General features: G+C 60.8%; 14 protein-coding genes and 4 pseudogenes. 11 read left to right on the top strand and 7 right to left on the bottom strand.

Translation table 11 applies throughout. The features are described from left to right. Window positions 1-130: 130 nt before the first annotated feature. Together OKW28_RS42645 and OKW28_RS42640 are read right to left on the bottom strand one after the other, a co-directional pair. Window positions 131-1,864: a SulP family inorganic anion transporter gene (locus OKW28_RS42645; RefSeq protein WP_429454363.1), complete on the bottom strand. Its 1,734-nt coding sequence runs from the start codon at window positions 1,862-1,864 to the stop codon at window positions 131-133. Between the two features lie 14 nt (window positions 1,865-1,878). Then, window positions 1,879-2,661, bottom strand: coding sequence for an NAD-binding protein (locus OKW28_RS42640; RefSeq protein WP_429454361.1), 783 nt, complete (start codon window positions 2,659-2,661; stop codon window positions 1,879-1,881). A gap of 204 nt (window positions 2,662-2,865) precedes the next feature. On the opposite strand from OKW28_RS42640, the pseudogene OKW28_RS42635 reads away from it, so the two are divergent. Beyond that, window positions 2,866-3,168, top strand: a pseudogene (locus OKW28_RS42635) (transposase); the annotation flags it as partial. Here the strand turns inward: OKW28_RS42635 and istA are convergent. Further along, a pseudogene (gene istA, locus OKW28_RS42630) lies at window positions 3,147-4,046 on the bottom strand (IS21 family transposase); the annotation flags it as partial. The pseudogenes OKW28_RS42635 and istA sit on opposite strands and share 22 nt — an antisense overlap. 168 nt (window positions 4,047-4,214) lie before the next feature. Between istA and OKW28_RS42625 the strand changes: the two are divergent. Beyond that, window positions 4,215-4,331 (top strand): annotated as a pseudogene (locus OKW28_RS42625) (transposase); the annotation flags it as partial. A 56-nt stretch (window positions 4,332-4,387) separates the two neighbouring features. Here OKW28_RS42625 and OKW28_RS42620 read toward each other — a convergent pair. Both OKW28_RS42620 and OKW28_RS42615 read right to left on the bottom strand, forming a co-directional pair. After that, window positions 4,388-5,581 carry an IS110 family transposase gene (locus OKW28_RS42620; protein WP_429454643.1) on the bottom strand — a complete coding sequence of 398 codons (1,194 nt, stop codon included), beginning with the start codon at window positions 5,579-5,581 and terminating at the stop codon, window positions 4,388-4,390. A gap of 401 nt (window positions 5,582-5,982) precedes the next feature. Continuing rightward, on the bottom strand, window positions 5,983-7,227 hold the full coding sequence (locus OKW28_RS42615; protein ID WP_429454359.1) for a tyrosine-type recombinase/integrase: 1,245 nt from the start codon (window positions 7,225-7,227) through the stop codon (window positions 5,983-5,985). A gap of 519 nt (window positions 7,228-7,746) precedes the next feature. Here OKW28_RS42615 and OKW28_RS42610 point away from each other — a divergent pair. From OKW28_RS42610 to OKW28_RS42585, 6 genes are all read left to right on the top strand, one after another. Further along, window positions 7,747-8,814 (top strand): tyrosine-type recombinase/integrase, encoded by a 1,068-nt coding sequence (locus tag OKW28_RS42610; RefSeq protein ID WP_429454357.1) that lies wholly within the window; start codon window positions 7,747-7,749, stop codon window positions 8,812-8,814. 98 nt (window positions 8,815-8,912) lie between these two features. Continuing rightward, window positions 8,913-9,713, top strand: coding sequence for a hypothetical protein (locus OKW28_RS42605; protein WP_429454355.1), 801 nt, complete (start codon window positions 8,913-8,915; stop codon window positions 9,711-9,713). A 113-nt stretch (window positions 9,714-9,826) separates the two neighbouring features. Beyond that, complete coding sequence (locus OKW28_RS42600) at window positions 9,827-10,042, top strand: helix-turn-helix transcriptional regulator (RefSeq protein ID WP_187632921.1); 216 nt, start codon at window positions 9,827-9,829, stop codon at window positions 10,040-10,042. Next, window positions 10,039-10,263 carry a hypothetical protein gene (locus OKW28_RS42595; protein ID WP_187632922.1) on the top strand — a complete coding sequence of 75 codons (225 nt, stop codon included), beginning with the start codon at window positions 10,039-10,041 and terminating at the stop codon, window positions 10,261-10,263. Before OKW28_RS42600 ends, OKW28_RS42595 begins: the two co-directional genes overlap by 4 nt. Then, window positions 10,260-10,490: a hypothetical protein gene (locus OKW28_RS42590; RefSeq protein ID WP_187632923.1), complete on the top strand. Its 231-nt coding sequence runs from the start codon at window positions 10,260-10,262 to the stop codon at window positions 10,488-10,490. Before OKW28_RS42595 ends, OKW28_RS42590 begins: the two co-directional genes overlap by 4 nt. An 83-nt stretch (window positions 10,491-10,573) precedes the next feature. After that, window positions 10,574-12,646 (top strand): AAA family ATPase, encoded by a 2,073-nt coding sequence (locus tag OKW28_RS42585; RefSeq protein ID WP_429454353.1) that lies wholly within the window; start codon window positions 10,574-10,576, stop codon window positions 12,644-12,646. 756 nt (window positions 12,647-13,402) lie between these two features. Here the strand turns inward: OKW28_RS42585 and OKW28_RS42580 are convergent. After that, a complete protein-coding gene (locus OKW28_RS42580) occupies window positions 13,403-14,104 on the bottom strand; it encodes an IS110 family transposase (protein ID WP_429454351.1) in 702 nt (233 codons plus the stop codon). A gap of 127 nt (window positions 14,105-14,231) precedes the next feature. Here OKW28_RS42580 and OKW28_RS42575 point away from each other — a divergent pair, with 127 nt between their 5' ends. Together OKW28_RS42575 and OKW28_RS42570 are read left to right on the top strand one after the other, a co-directional pair. Beyond that, window positions 14,232-14,609, top strand: a complete 378-nt coding sequence (locus tag OKW28_RS42575; protein ID WP_187632925.1) for a TonB C-terminal domain-containing protein — start codon at window positions 14,232-14,234, stop codon at window positions 14,607-14,609. Between the two features lie 50 nt (window positions 14,610-14,659). Then, window positions 14,660-14,752 (top strand): annotated as a pseudogene (locus OKW28_RS42570) (ATP-binding protein); the annotation flags it as partial. Between the two features lie 46 nt (window positions 14,753-14,798). Here OKW28_RS42570 and OKW28_RS42565 read toward each other — a convergent pair. Further along, window positions 14,799-15,473, bottom strand: coding sequence for a zinc ribbon domain-containing protein (locus OKW28_RS42565; RefSeq protein ID WP_246529935.1), 675 nt, complete (start codon window positions 15,471-15,473; stop codon window positions 14,799-14,801). Between the two features lie 528 nt (window positions 15,474-16,001). Between OKW28_RS42565 and OKW28_RS42560 the strand changes: the two genes are divergently transcribed. Then, window positions 16,002-16,478, top strand: coding sequence for an SCO family protein (locus OKW28_RS42560; RefSeq protein WP_429454348.1), 477 nt, complete (start codon window positions 16,002-16,004; stop codon window positions 16,476-16,478).

Below are 16,478 nucleotides of genomic sequence, written 5' to 3'. Positions count from 1 at the left end.
TGGACGGGTCTTCCTGCGCCGCCAAGGTCATCGGATCGGCGGGTTCCGTAGCATGTTCCTTGCGCTTCGCGGCAGCGGATTCGGGCACGTGTCACTCCCATTCTCAGTTCATCGTCAAAGCGGCGTGGCTTCATTCCGGTTTGGCGTTTGGCGAAGGCCCGGGTGCAGATGGCGAAAGATTGCTCAGAGCGTCAATCGCGGCATCGACCGTCGCAAAGATCTCGCGATGGGCGCCTTGCGCACGCAGTGCCTTATACCGCTCGATCTCCCGCTGCACACCCGTCGGAAGCGCAACAGCTGCGACACCCACGCCACGCCGGTCGAGCTCGGTACCCAACTGGATCAACGTCTTGCCCGCCGTGTAGTCGATATTGTTGATCTCCGACGAGTCGATCACCACCCAGCGCAACGGCGGACTCGCCTCGTTGACGAGTTTCAGCACTTCTTCAGTGAAGCGGCCGGCGTTCGCATAGAACAGGTCCGCTTCGAACCGGTAGACGACGATGCCGGGCGCGGCGAGCACATTCGGCGCGACAGGATGCGTGACCCAACGGCCGGCGGGGCTGCGCGTCAACACACGCGTTCGCAGCCGGTAGCTATGCCGCGCATGCGCGATCAACGATAGGACGACGGCAGCGAGAATTCCGTGCATCACATCGACAAACACGACCACGGCGGCCGTGAGTAACGCGACGACGAATTCGTCCTTCTGCATGCGATAGAGTTCGACCATGCCTTTCACGTCGATCAGCTTCACGCCGATCATGAAGACGATGGCCGACAGCACGGCGGCAGGCAGAAGACTGAGCGGCCTGGTAAGGAACAGCAGCACCAGCAGCACGATGACGGCCGTCGTCAGATGGGTGACCTGGGTGCGGCCACCCGCATCGTCGACCATCTCGGTCTTGGTCGGACTGCCGTTCACGACGAAGGTGCCCGTAAACGCAGCCGCTGCGTTCGCGGCCGCGAGGCCGACGATGTCGGCATTGTCGTCGCCCTTCTCGTTGTAGCGGTTGGCGTACGCGCGCGCGGTCGCCGCGCTCTGCGCGATGATGACGATGAAGCACGAGGCGGCCGTCGCCAGCACCTGGTTGATCCCGCTCATGTGCAACGGCGGCAGGAACAGCGACGGAAGTCCGCCGGGCACTTCACCGATAACCGCAATGCCGTGCCCGGCGAAACTGAACACCGCGCTGGCCACGATGGAGCCGATCACGGCGATCAGCGCACCCGGCGCGCGCGGCGCCAGACGCTTGCAACCGACGATCACCGCGAGAACAACAAAGGAAAGCACTGTGGTCGGATAATTCGCCTCGGCGACGCGCTGAAACACGGTCACCAGCTGCATGACCGGGCCATGCCCTTGCTTCGCGAGCCCGATCAGCCCGGCGAATTCGCCCGCCGCGACCTGCACCCCCACGCCTGTCAGGAAGCCGATCAGTGCGCTGCGGGAAAGGAAGTCGGCCAGAAAGCCCAGACGAAAGACGCGCGCAATCACGAGCATCACGGCAACCGTCAGGGCCACTGTGCTTGTGAGGGCCACATATTCCTTGCTGCCTAATGCCGCGATGGCCGTCAACGTACCCGCGAGGATGGCAGCTGTCGCGGAGTCTGCCGCGACCACCAGTTGACGCGACGCACCAAAGATCGCAAATGCGATCAGCGGAAGCAAGATCGTGTAGAGGCCGGTGACGGTGGGCGTGCCGGAAATCTTCGTGTACCCCATCACCTCCGGGATGCCCAAGGCCGCCAGTGTGATCCCGGCAATGATGTCGTGCGGCAGTTGTGCGGGATTGACGGGCAGAAGCCCCTGCAGGAAGGGCATGCGATGCAGATGAGACTGCGTGGAATCCGCTGGTTTCATGGCGCTTCCTCCATCTAGGTTGTGAGCTTGCCGACCAGCGCATTCGCCACGATCTCATCGACGATAACCACGCCGGATGCCCCCGCGCTCTCGAACAGCCCCTTTCTCAAGGGATTTTCGCCTGGCACTACAATCGTAAGCGAGGCATTCAGCGTATGCGCCAGCAAGGTGATCGCCAGATTGTTATTGCTGTCCGGTGTCGTCACGACCAGCGCTTTGGCGCTATCCAGCCGCGCCCCCTTGAGCACGTCGTCGAACACGCCCGGCGAACCGAGCACAACCATATGGCCGCGATCCGCAGCCCGGTCGGCCTGATCCCGATCGCCCACGAGGATGAGCACCGTCTGTCCGGCTTCGCGCAAGCGGTTTGCGACCAGTTCACCCAGCGAATGGAATCCAACCACTACGACATGATTGGCGAGACGTGCGAGCTTGCCTTCCATGACCCTGTTCTCCCGATAAGCCATTACATCGTCGCCCGATAGCATGCCCGTGAGCCTTGATACCGCGAATCCGCCGATCAGCAGCGTCGCGAACATGGCCAGCAGCATGAAGATCTTCTGCGACTGATTAAAGTCGGTAAAGTCACCGAGTGTCGAGACGAGATTGACCCCATCCCAGAGGGCCGCGAACACTTTGTCAGGAAAAGAGGCATTGGACTGATCGAGCAAGACCAGCCCGGTGGCGGCGCCGCCCAGCAGCAGTACGAGCAGGCCGACGGTATGGCGCGCGCGGCGGTGCCATTCGCGAATACGGATGCCTCCAAGACGCGGCTCATCGACACGGAAGATCCACACGGTTACCTCGTATAGTTAGTCTGATCGAGACAACAGCGAACCCAACGCCAGACAGACACGCTCGTCTTTTTTGCGCCAGTAGTCAATAGTCAAGAGCCCCAGGATTCACCGTGCCTGTAAGAGCAAAGCGTCACCCTTTGTCTCACAGACGCAGCAGCCCCGAAACGCAATAAAAGAGAGAAACCCGATCCTGAACTCGTCAAGCTGGCCGACAGCCTGCTGGCGAATTACCAGAAGCCGGAAGACCTGATGGGCGAGAACGGCCTGCTCAAGCAGCTTACCAGGATGCTGGTGGAGCGTGCGTTAGAGACGGAGATGTCCGAGCACCTGGGCCATGGCAAGAGCGAAGCGGTGACCAACACCACGCGCAACACCCGTAATGGTCATAGCGCCAAGACGCTGCAGGGGGAGTTTGGCGAGTTGCCGCTCAACATCCCGCGCGACCGTCAGGGGGCGTTCGAGCCGAAGCTGGTGGAGCGCCATCATCCGGGCAGCTTCTGGAAGGGACGTTCGTTCAGGTACTTCAGCAACGGGCTGATCGCCTCATTGACCGACTGCATCGAGCCGAACTCATGGTGGCGCAGACGCGCCATGATCCAGCGCTCGACGACCTGCACGGCCGACTCGACCTTAGCCCTGTCCTGCGGTCGGTAGGTTCGCGCCGGCAGGAACGACGTTCCATAGTGGGGGGCGAATTCCAACACGGTGTCGCCCGCACGAGGCTCGTAGCGATCGGGCTCGGCGATCATTGCGCGCGGGTTGTCGGGCACGATCAGTTGCGGCACGCCGCCGTAGAACGTTAGTCCTCGTGCGATGCCGCCAAGCCAGTCTTCCATCGTCTCGGCAGGCGTCGCGCACGCAAACGTGTAGCTCGAAGCGCCGATCGCGGCGACGAACACGTGCGCGCGCCGCCCCGTCGTCAACGGCAGCGTGGGTCCGGAGAAGTCGACGAACAGCTTCTCGCCGGCGCGGTGGATCCGGCGCATCGAGCGCTTCAGCCGCTTGGCGAACGTCCGGTAGTGCTCGCAGAACTGCGTGTAGCGGTAGGTCTGCCGATCGGCAAACTCGGCTTGGTACTCTTCCCAGAGCAGCGTAAGCGTCATGCCCTTGCGTCGCAGTTCCTGGTGAATGCGGCCGTAGTCGGGTTGGGCGTAAGCCGCCGGCCCAGTGGGCTTGCCCATCAAACGCCGTTCGAGCTCGCCCTCATCCATATCGCAAGCGCTCGCCCAGTCGAGCTCGGCCGCCTTGGCCAGGCCGACGTACTTCGTGACAACGCCCTTGGAAATGCCTGGCGACGCGGCGATTCGATCATGCGAGAAGCCGCCGTCGAACTTCAGTCGTAAAACGTCTTTGATCATGCGCGTGTTCATCCGGTGCGCGGGCATCGTCTCTCCGGCCAAAGCCGTCGAGCATAGCCCGCGTGGTTGGGGTCCCGCGCAACACCAAACCCGCCTGTCGTTGCGACCGGTTACGTTGCCGAAATCCTCGGTCACGTTCCCGAAATCGCCGGTCACGATGCCGAAACGGTCGGTCACGTTGGACCGAAATACGCACTGGGCGCCTTCGAGGCCAGGTGGGACCAGGATTATCCGTCCATCGGGCAGAGCTGGCGACGCAACTGGGCACGTGTGATTCCGTTCTTCGATTACCCGCCGGAGATCAGGAAGGTAGGTGATTTACACCACCGATGAAATCGACAAGCCCGCCAAGCCATTATTTTTAGACATCAGGAGCTCGAACCCGGCGGCCATTGCGTTGAGGTTCGTTTGTTGCCGGGCCGGGTCTGCTTCGAGCGGGAGAACAGTCGCTGGTATGCCCGTTCGGCCTGCTCGGCTACCGCACGTTCCTGATCGCGCACGCTCTTCAGGTTGTAGGCTGCTGCAGAACCTCTATGGCTACCGCGACGTGCGGGCATGCCGGCCTGGAGCTCGAGTGAACGGATCTTGTGCGCAGTGAGTGCAGGACGATCCCACGCAAAGCTCTCGTCGCGTGTGAGCACGTACCAGGTGATGACGGCGATCTTGCGTGCCGTCGCAACTGCGGCAATCTGTTGCCCTCGCCGGTCCCGGATACGCAGGAAGAATGCGCGTAAAGGGCCGGGCGACTGGGCCGCTGACCACGCAGCTTCAACCAGCATGGCACGTCCATAAGAGCGCCCGCGCTTGCTGATGCGGCCATGTTTGGTGGGTTGCGCGCCAGTCTGATAGACGGAAGGATTAAGCCCGAAATAGCTGACCAGCTTCTCGGCTGTGGGGAATCGGGCGATTTCGCCGATTGCAGAAAGGAGCCCAATCGCCACTGTTGTGTTCACGCCGGTGATCGTCAGCAGTTTGCGCAGCCGCGTGTCATCAATAACGAATTGTTCGAGGACCTGCTCGATCTGTTGGAGATCCTCGCCAAGGCGGTCCAGTTCGCGTAGCCGTTGCTCGACGCCCATCCGTTCATCGATGGGAAGAGATTGCTGGTTAAGCCAGGCGCGCCCCTTCCTGCCAAACAGATCGGTCGCTGGGCAGCGTTCAATCAGATGCGCTGCCAGCACCGCGTGGACTTCGTTCTTCAGGCGCGTTCGCTGGCGGACGATCTGGGCCCGGCGCGATACCTGTCGTCGCAGCGCCTGCGTGGTTTCGCCGGGGATCCAGACCTGAGGCAGAAAACCGCTCGCGTAGAGCTGGGCGAGGATGGCCGCATCGATCTTATCGGTCTTGACCCGTGCCTCAGCGATCAGTCTGACCTGCAACGGATTGGCAACAATGACACGGCCCACATGGGCCTGAAGCACATTGACGATCGCTGCGGTGGTGCCGGTCGCTTCCAGTACCGCATGATCGTTGGGTCTCAACTGGGCAGCGAATCTCTCGAGTTCAAGACCATCCGGGACAGGGGCACCGGGGAGCACTTCGGGTGGGCAGGCCGTGGGCAGGTATCGATAGGCCGCGCCAGTATCCAACACGCATCTCTGGTTTTCCTAAGCGAACGAACTGCTGCTCCGCCGACCCACATTTGGACGGCCGGCAGCCCCCAAGCCGTCAGAAATAGGACTGCCTTACCGATAAACAGGTTGTCGCTGGCACAGTTCGCGCATTGATATACGAGCCTCAAGCTCGTGAGCAACGAACGCGGCCGACCCCTCAACGCTACCCAAAATTCCACTCCGTTCCCGCGAGAGCCGGTCGTCGTGTGGGGGCAAACGTGGGAAAATCGGCCCCAAACGAAAAAGGCTCTCAGAGCCGAAGCCATGAAAGCCTTATATCTATTGGTCGGGGCGAAAGGATTTGAACCTCCGACCACCTGCACCCCATGCAGATGCTTGCCGTTGTACCGTCATGCGACAGCCTGAACCGGCGCTATCGGCACAACGGTCGCGGACATCCCCCCGCAATACAGCGACCAGTGGTCCATCATCTTTCGGCGCCTCTCGAGCATGTCGCCTCGCTGATATGCGCGTCGCGCCTTGTTGGTGGTCTTGTGTGCGATCGCCTTGTCGGTAAGCAGTTCGGGGTACTCGCCATATTCCTCGGCCCAGTCCTGAAAGGTCGAGCGAAAGCCATGCACCGTGATCTCTGAGTACCCCATACCATCAAGTAACTCCAGCATCGCCATGTTCGACAGCGGCGAGCCTTTCTTGTCGCCCGGAAACAGATAGCCGTACCTCGCTGTCGCCATAGCGTTCTTCGCAAGTTCAAAGGCTTTGTCGCACAACGGTATGCGATGAGGCACGCCCATCTTCATTCGCCCGCCGGGGATAGTCCAGATCTTGTGGCGCAGATCAAACTCCTCAGGTCGGGCTCCGCGGATTTCATTTGTACGGCACACAGTGAGGATCAACAGATGTAGCATGACTGCCGAGCGAGACCCCTCCTCCTCTTTCGCCTCAAGCTTCCGCATGAACTCGGGGATGTCGGCCCAAGGAAGTGCAGGGAAATGATTCACAGCGCGCTTGCGCTTCGCCAGCACCTTATCCAGATGGCCGCGCCAGCGCGCGGGATTATCACCATCACGATGACCAAGCACTTTCTCGGCATCAAGGATGTTCTCGATCCGGCCGCGCACGCGGTTCGCAGTCTCACGTTTGGTCGACCAGATCGGCTGGAGAATCCGCACTACCATCGGCGTATCGACATGACGTACATCGACGTCCCCGATTACTGGGTAGGCATAGGTCGTGAGCGTGTTCGTCCACTGCTGCGCATGCTTCCTGTTTTTCCAACTCGGCGACATCTTTTCTACGTATGCCGCCGCGGCGTCACGGAATGGCATTGCCTCTTCTGCGGCAGCTTTCCTTTGCGCCTCTTTACGTGCTTCGATGGGATCGATCTTGTCCTTCGCCAGCGCCCTGCATCGGGCGGCCTCAGAGCGCGCCTCCGCCAGCGAAACTGTCAAAGCCGGGCCAAGGCCCATCTCTCGTGACCGCCCAAATAGTTTGAACTGGTAGACCCAGGAGCGTGCTCCGGAACTTGAAATCTGAAAGTAAAGGCCGCCGCCGTCAGCGTAGTAGCCCGGATCGACGAGCTTCGCGATGCGTAGCGCCGACAGACGATGAAGTTGCCTGGATTGGGATGCTGCCATTTCTCACCCCCACTCTCACCCCTACTGGATAGGTTGATTGTGTCGGCATGACGCGGAAGCAGCAAGCAGAATGACACCCCCAAAACGCACAGGAATAAGGCGTTTCGGGCTGTCCGGGGGAATCAGGCGGAATTGCCCGGAAGGCATTCTGGCGGAGAGACGGTCCGCCCGAGCGCTTCGATCGAACCGTTGTCCTTTATCGCAATCAGCCGGTAATTTGCTCGTTAAATCAGTGAATTACCGTTTAGGGGCGTCGGCAATGTATCCGACCCCATTGCATTTTGTCGCCTTTAACCGTAAATTTTATGGTGGGTAGATTGGGGGGTAGACAAATGCCGAAGATTGCACGGGAACTGGGCGCGCTGGCGGTGTCACGCCTGACCGAACCCGGCTTACACATGGTCGGCGGGGTGGCGGGCCTGGCGTTACAGGTCACGCCGGGTGGCGCACGCTCATGGATCCTGCGCGTGATGGTCGGGCGCCAGGCGGCGCGAGATCGGCCTCGGCGCATATCCGGCGGTGTCGCTCAAGACTGCGCGCGAACACGCCAGCGCCAAACGCGACGAGATCGCTGCTGGCGTGGACCCGGTGCTGGCACGCAAGGAGAAGATCAGCCAGCTGCGGGCGAGTCAGGCGCGCGAAATCACCTTTGAAGACGCCGCGACGCGATTCATCGAGGCGAAGTCGGCCGAATGGAGCAACCCGAAGCATGCGAGCCAGTGGCGCAACACGCTTGCAGAATACGCCTATCCGTTGATCGGCAGGCTTCAGGTCGCGCATGTCGGCCGCGAGCATGTGCTCGCCGTGCTCGAACCCATCTGGACGACCAAGACGGAAACCGCGTCGCGGCTGCGCGGCCGGATCGAGAACGTGCTCGACTGGTCACGCGTCAAGGGCTATCGCGAAGGCGAGAATCCCGCGACGTGGCGCGGCAACCTCGACAAGCTGCTGGCCGCACCCAGCAAGACGAAGCGGGTTCGCAACCATCCGGCGATGGCCATCGACGAAATGGGTGCCTTCATGGTGTCGCTGCGCGGCACGCTGACGACGGCCGCGCGCTGTCTGGAGTTTGCCATCCTGACGGCCGCCCGCTCGGGCGAGGCGCGCGGCGCAACGTGGTCCGAGATGGACCTCGACAAGGCGGTCTGGCGCATTCCGGGCGAACGCATGAAGGCAAAGAAAGAACATCGCGTGCCGCTGTCCGATGCGGCCGTCGCGCTGCTTCGGGCGCTGCCGCGACCGGATGATGACCATGCCCTCGTCTTCCCCAGCCCGACCGGCAGGACGCTGTCCGACATGACGCTGCTGGCGATCCTGCGCCGCGCCCGACTGGAAGCCACGCCGCACGGCTTCCGTTCCACCTTCCGTGACTGGGCAGGCGAGCGCACGGACTATCCGCGCGAACTGGCCGAAGTCGCACTGGCGCACGTGAAGGGTGACGAGTCCGAAGCGGCGTACTGGCGCGGTGACGTGCTGGAGCGGCGGCGGTGCCTGATGAACGACTGGGCTGCCTTCATCGCAACACCTGTGACCCAGGGTGCCGTGATTCCCCTCCACCGGCGGGCCGCTGCGTCGCACGCAGGCTGATCCTTTCCGCCGCTCCCTCATGCGACGTGCCGATAGCCGGCACCGTCACCGACGTGGGAGCGGCACCTATTTTTGACGATTCACGCAAAGAACACGCAATGAAAGACCTGTTACCGGAGTTGCTGAACGGATCGACCCTCAAGGAAGTGGCTGCAAGCATCGCCGAACGGAAGGCGCGCCTCCACGCCGTCAACTGGGGCAAGTGGCCGCATCTGCCCGAGCTGCCCCTATGGCGGCTGGTCGCACAATCACTCGGGATCGAGCCGTCCGCGCTGTCGCCGACGGAGCATATTGATGAACACGACGCCATTGCACTGGCAGGTCAGCCCTTCAGGGACCGGCTGGAAGTCGCCATGGCGAATCTCGCAGGCCCGTATGAGGATGATCGCGGACCACTCCCGGACGTTGGCGCGCTCATGGTCGTCCGGCCGGGTAGTCATAAGAGAGAGAATGCCTGGGTTTCAACCACCGCGTTCCGCGCGTGGGCCGTGGCAATTGGCTGGACGCTGCCTGCCGGGTTCGCGCCGCAGAAAAATATCGAACCGGGCACGCACGCGAGCACCGCCGACCGCCTGGCCGTCATCGCCGCGATGCTCGACACGATCAGGGCGACACGCGGCATCTCCCAAAGCAGAGTCATTGTGGAAATCGAGGAGGCCGACCTTGCAAAAGGTCTGGGCAAGGCGACGCTCGAAAAAGTGTTCGCCGCGGCCAACCGGGGCGAAGCCGAGGAAAAGCTGTCGGATGCATGCCAGCGTTGCGTCAGGGCACTGTTCTCCGTGCTCGAGTTCAATGACCCGGCCGGGCCGGCAGATCGGGCAAAGGTCATCGCCGCGGTCACCGGGCGATGTCCCGGCCTCTCGTCACAACGGGTTTCGGAGGTTCTCGCGGCACCCTAAATGAGAGTAGGGTGCAATTGGGGTAGTTTTAGGGTGGCTTAGGGTGCGGGGCAGCGGCCGGCTCGATACGCTTCTCCCTGCCCGTCAATTCCGACGGGTACTGGAGAAAATCGATGGCTCACAAGACTGACCTGAAAGAGTTTGACGAGTTGCCGAACGCGGCCGCCGTCGACGTGCGCACTGTGGCCGGGCTGTGTCAGTGCAACGTCGCGACCGTGTGGGAACGTTCGAAGCGCGGCGCACTCCCCGCCCCGCGCAAGATCGGCGGCTCGACCCGCTGGAATGTGGGTGAGCTGCGCGCTGTTCTGCTTGGCGGAGGCGCAGCATGATGGACCGTTTTGCCAATCCTGCCCACGCCGACCATTTCACCCAGAACATCGCGTCTCATGCAAACGCCGTTTCGCTCGCCCAGTCCGGAGCCCGCGTTCGTTCTGCAGAGATTCCCGCAGAGACCGGCGCCTGCTGCCGCCTTCAGCCGGTGGAGTCGCCGAACGGTCGTCTCATGAGTGCCGCCGATTCCATCGAACGCCTGGCGGGAGGTGCGGCATGAGCGTCTCCTATGAAGATCTCATGAGGCAGGCCGCGATGACTGCCGAGTTGTACCTGTTCTCCGCTCTTCATGCGGTCGAGGAAGCGCGTGCTCGAGGATATAAGATCAGCGACACCAATTCTGTTGCTCTGGTGACGGCTTTCATGAAGGCTGCCGCGAGCGATTATGCGGTTCACGCCCGCATTAAGTTCGAGGAAGAACACCCCGGCCTCTTTGCTCGCCTGTAGCACCCTGCACGAAGGCTAAAAGAAAGCCCCGGTATCCGCCATATCAGACGCCGTGGCATTAAGCATTCCTAAGAGATAAAACGATGATAGCAAACCAACTTCCAGAAATCCATCCGCAGCGCCTCCTGTCGTCGGTCTATGGCCAGGGAAACCTTGGTGTTATCCGCCCCGTGAAACCGATCAGCTTCGAGGCGCTGAAGCAGTTCGTCTCGATGCCGAAGCAGAGCCCCATGTCGCACACCGACTTCATGGCGCTGAGTAATAAGGAGCGCGGAGAAGCGAAGAAACGCGACCCGTTCGTCGTGTTCGGCGCTTTCGATGGAAACCAGCGCAACCACGCGTCCTTCAAGCGCCGCTCGGCGTTGACGCTCGATTTTGACAAGGGAACTGCAGACCTCTTCGCCGCACTGGTCCGCGGCGATACGCTCGCGCCTTTCGATTACCTATGGCATACCACACGCTCTCACACGCCTGAAGCGCCGCGCCTGCGGATCATCATTCCCAGTATTCGTGACATGTCGCGCGAGGAGCACCGTACGGTGGCTCTGGCGATCGCGACGTTTTTTCGCGCGACGCTCGACCCTGGTTCGCTGGAGGCCGAACGCGCCATGTATTGCCCCATACAGAATCAGGGAGCCGAGTACAGGTTTGGCGTGTCCTTGGGCGGCGGATACCTGAATCCCGATTCTTATCTGGCGATTGCACCTTGCGAAACTGCGAAGCCGGTTACTGCCGAGGCTTGCAACGGCGTCGATTTCAGTCTGCTCGAGGCAAAGCAGTCCGATCCGCGCTGGACCCTGGAGCGCGTCAAAGACGAGCTGCTGTCGCGGCTCGATCCGAACGCCGATGAATGGAATCGTGCCCGTTGGCTGAAGCTCGGTATGATCCTGCATCACCAGTTCGACGGCTCCGACGAGGGGCTTGAACTGTGGGATACCTGGTCAGCGAAAGACGAACGCGTGACGGCTGACGGCGAACTGATGTATCAGCCGGGCCTGTGCGAAAGGGAGTGGGAAAGCTTCGGCCGCACTACGAATGTGGCGACGATCGGCACGCTCGTCATGTGGGTGAACGAAGTGCGGGCAACGGATACCGGGCAGCTCCGAGAGGCCGGCATCACTCCCACGACTGCGCGCTTTCCGCTGCGCTCCGCTGACGAGCTGGCGAACGCGCCTCCCATGAAGTGGCTGGTGCGCGCGGTGCTGCCTCTCGAAGGCCTGGCTGCGCTGTTCGGCCCCAGCGGCAGCGGGAAATCCTTTCTGGTACTCGACATTGCTGCCGCCGTCGCGGGTGGCAATCCGGAGTGGTTCGGTCACCGGGTACTTCAGTGTCCGGTGACCTACTGCGCACTGGAAGGCGAAGCTGGCATGGGCAAGCGCGTCAAGGCGTGGGCGAAGCACCACGACAAGCCGTTGCCTGACGGCCTGCGCTTCATGACCGCGCCTTTCGACCTGCTCGACGGCGCGGGCGTAGCCGAGCTTGCCCGCTCCATCGCAAGCGCGGGTGGCGCTGGCGGGATGGTTGTGCTCGACACGCTGAACCGCGCTGCGCCTGGCGCCGACGAGAACTCGTCCGTGGACATGGGCAACATGATCACCGCCGCCAAGCGCCTGCAGAACCTGCTCGGCGGCCTGGTCCTGCTGGTTCATCATACGGGCAAGGATGCCACGAAGGGATTGCGCGGGCATTCGAGTCTGCATGCCGCGCTCGATGGCGCCATCGAGGTGAATGCGACCGAGAGCCGTCGCGAATGGGTCGTGGCCAAATCCAAGGACGATGAAACCGGCGCTGCTCACCGGTTCAAGCTGCTCGTCGTGGATCTCGGAAACGATGACTGCGGCGAGCCGGTCACGAGCTGCGTGATCGCACCGGATGAATCGATCCAGCCCGTGAAGGGGACGAAGCTGCCGACTGGCGGAAATCAGAAAATCGCGTTCGATGCCGTGACCGGGGCGCTGCGCAACTCTTTCGAGACCGGGCAAGATGGCGCGCCAAAAGACCGTGCGTGTATCCCCCTCGATGAGGCCGTCGCGCTCGTGACCGAGCGGATGCTGTGCGACCAGAAACATAAAAAGCAGCGCGCGATCGAAGCCTTGAACGGTCTTGTGGCGAAAAATATCTTTGGCGTGAAAAGCAACTCGCTGTGGCGCGCCTGATTTACCCGCAAAGCGCCCTATTGGAACAACAGGTGCGCCGGACCGGTTTGCCCGGTTTCGCCCGCTTCCTATAGCTGGAGCGGGCGAAACCGGACCGTGCTAACTTGCCCGGAAAGACCGGAACCGGGAAAAACGGGCAAAACCGGGCCCGTTGCTCAACGCTCGCGCTTCGACATCAGCAGCGCCACTTCTCCATGGCAATTGGCCGTCGTGCTATGAGTCACGACGTCAGAGGGCTGATCACGAAACACAACCTTGAGCCTTGAAAATGACCGGGATTCACATCGATTTTCGCCCCCCCGGCACACACGTTTTAGGCCTACTCGCGGGTCCTATCAAATAGTGCACACCAACAGGGACAAAATTTTTTGAGAACTTTGAATCCTCGATTCGGCTGTTCAGGGGGACGCGCAGAACGCAACGGCCGATATCGGCGGCATTTTTTCAGGCCGTCGCAAACCTCATGTCGTTCATGTTGGCTCGATTGCGACCGGCCGCGACCCACGTGGGACGTTCATCCTTCGCACCAACGGACGTCGCGGAAAAGGTGCGTTGGAGTGGAATGTCGCTAAATTCAACGCCCATGTGGATCCGGCTTTCCCTCAAGTCAGTCGCGTTCCTTTCCCATCTTCGATATTTTGCGCTGTCACAATGTCTTGGCGCAGACGCTCCTTCAAACGCTCAAGTTCTCCTGACAGATTGTGATCGTCGGGAGTTGCATACGGGTATTCGAACATCGCACCCTTTTCGCCGCTTTTAGGGACTAGAGCAACCCGGACCGTATGATCCTTTACCTCTAGCATAAATCGCATGTTGCGAAATTCGGAGCCACGCCGCCAGCTCGCGACCGTTACAGAATGCAGTTGCGTTGCCGACTGCTGCCACCAGGGCGCTTGCGGTGATCGGGCCAACGCCGGGAATCGTCTCGAGGCGCCGGCAGTCCTGGTTGCGGCGATTGAATTCGGCAATGTGTCTGTCAAGTCGTGCGACCTCGTCGTCCAGACTGCGCAATCTTGCGGCAAGATCAACCAACAACTGGCGCATCAGACCATCCACGCGTTCTTCCTCGGACAGCACCATTGGCAATGCTCTGCGCAATCGCCCCAAGCCCGCCGGTATCACGACTCCACACTCAGCGAGGAAGCTTCTGATCTGGTTGGCCTGTGCGGTACGCGCCTTGATCAGGCCTTGCCGTACACGGTGCAGCGCAAGCATTGCCTGCTGATCTTGGGTTTTGACGGGCACAAATCGCATCGAGGGGCGTGTCACGGCTTCGGCAATCGCCTCGGCGTCAGCGGCGTCATTCTTATTGGTCTTGACGTAGGCCTTTACGTATTGCGGTGCCATCAGGCGTACCGTGTGGCCGAGCTTCTGGATTTCGCGCGCCCAGTAGTGCGCGCCCCAGCAGGCCTCCATGCCAACCAGGCAAACCGGCAGCCGTGCGAAAAAAGACAGCACTTCCGCGCGGCGCAGACGCCTGCGGAGGACCGTCCTGCCGGAGTGGTTCAGTGGTGTAACTGGAAGACGTTTTTGGCCAGATCTAGCCCGATAGTCGCGATGTCCATGATGAAGGCTCCTCACTGAAATGCAGCGCCAGACTTCAGTTTGGCACCAGTTCAGGGGCCACGGGAAAGTGGCGCCTCCATGCCATCATCTCGGCCACTTGCCGACGTTCGCTCATCCGACGAAACCGTCACTCGAATGGCCGGTTCGCTCGGATCGCCGTCACGGCCCTATGCCGCCAGGGAAGGGCTCCGCACTAAAGTTCTGGCACCATAGCCAAAATATTGCGAAAGTCCGCGTCCATTGTGAGCCGTCTGGCGGACTTATCGCTGCCGATCTCGCTGAATCCAGCGGGGATCCGACAGTGGATGACGCAGCATTTCGGGCGGTTCGAGCGTCTGATCCAATGCCTGTCCATCTGAATGGCAAGGCACCGCGTTCCTTTGCTATATCGCTGTGACCGACGTAAAAGTGAGTGCACGCCGAGACGAGACGGCCAGCCGGCATCAGACAGTCCTCGACCGGCTCATGCATCATTGCTACCTGCCCGAGTTCGACGGGCGCAGCTACCGCATCAAGGGACGAGCTCGTTATTTAGCGCGCTTTCGTTTTTCGTGCAGGGGTTTCGGCGGCCTCGCTTTAACCATTGTCACTGGGATCTTTGAGAAACGACAATCTGCCGCGTTATCGAAAATGATGCGAGTAGAACTCCGTCGTTCCCGTAGCGACGCTCTGCCAGCGCGACCTCATATTCGGCGCGTTCGACGAGCATATGCCACTGACGCATGATGCCGTGATCGCGTTGCTCAAGTTCGTTCAGCGCGGTCACCGCAAGTTTCAACTCGGCTGGCCGCAGCGCGGTGAATCCAGCCTCGCCGATTGCGTTGTTAAGCAGGTCGCTGCTCATGCTCAGGCAATCGGTGGTCGCCAAACCCTCGCGGCGGCGAGCACTACACAAGCACAACGGATAAAGGCCGCCGTTACCTTGGTAGCGAACGGTGAGCGCCCGACCACAGCAGCCGCATATCAGCAGCGTTTCGTATAAGGCCAGTCCGATAGTGTGAAAGTCAGCACTCCGAACCTTCGGTTCAAGGCATTCATTAATCGCAGACTCGCGGCCAACTACACCACGCTGTTTTGCGAAGACACCGCGAAGTCTGCAATGAGCGACTTCACCGATTAAGTGTTTAAGCGGTTTACCGCACAGAGGCTTGCCATATCGATCCACCATACTCGCTATCGTAAACCGGTGACGCGTCAACGCATAGCGCGAACTCGCTGCTAAATCATTTTGACCGCACGGAAAAACAGGTTGCTCTGTCATCAATGCCTCACCCTATGTGTGAATAGGTGGTGGGGCGCATACAGCGGATGCATTGAACACTCAAATCGACAGCAGTATAGGTGGAGTCTGCCATAACATTCGTACTACGAATGGAATTATAGGTCGCAGCCTATTGGCTATGACAATGGCAAGTGGTTTGCGGCGAAAAGTTTAATTGAGACTACTTCGTACGAGCGGTTTGATCGAGAAATACGGATTTCTCTGGATCTTGCCGCGTTCATTTGCGTCCGAAGTCCTCTCAAATGCAACTAAATTACCGGCGCGGGCGTTTTAATGACGTGTTGGAGGGCACGTTGCCTGACAACATACCGCTCAACGAGCGGGCCGCGAGGATAGTCGTGCGGATTCATGCTGCAGACCGTTGTGTATTGAACGATCTCCACCGCCATCGCGGCGCTGAAGTCGGGCGACCACATTGTCATAACGGCGGGCACTTATCGTGAGACTCTGCGATTCCCTATGCTCGCCGGTCTCTATGATTGACTTTACTACGCATTTCGGTGGTATATGGAAATGAGATGGACCCGGCGTGCATGGCTTCAGGGTATTTCCGCAAGCATCGTCGCTGTCGCGTCTCGCGACATATACGCACACGGCGGCATCGGCGCGGTGAATCCACCGCTGCGCATTCCAGACACTTGGGTCGTCGACGAGGGCGGCCAAAGGCGGCTCCTGCGGGACGTCCTGTGTGGCAGCGTTTCAGCAGTGCAGACAATGTTCACTGGGTGCAGTTCGGTTTGTCCGCTGCAGGGCGCGCTATTTTCTGCCGTGCAGCAAGGAATACCGCGACTAGGCTCGCAATATCCACTTCGATTGATATCACTCAGCATTGATCCGCTCGCCGATTCACCGGGCGCACTGCGCGCGTGGCTCAAGCGATTTGACGCCGGCCCGGCCCGGCACGCCGTGAGACCGCGCATTGGCGACGTAGAGGAGATCAGGGGCGGCCCTCGCCGGCCGAGCGCTGTCCCCAGGCCTGGATAG

Source organism: Paraburkholderia sp. 40, assembly GCF_050434105.1.
In the GTDB taxonomy this organism is placed as follows: domain Bacteria; phylum Pseudomonadota; class Gammaproteobacteria; order Burkholderiales; family Burkholderiaceae; genus Paraburkholderia; species Paraburkholderia tuberum.
Note: the sequence above shows the minus strand (reverse complement) of the source record. Positions and strands in the feature narration are given on the sequence as shown.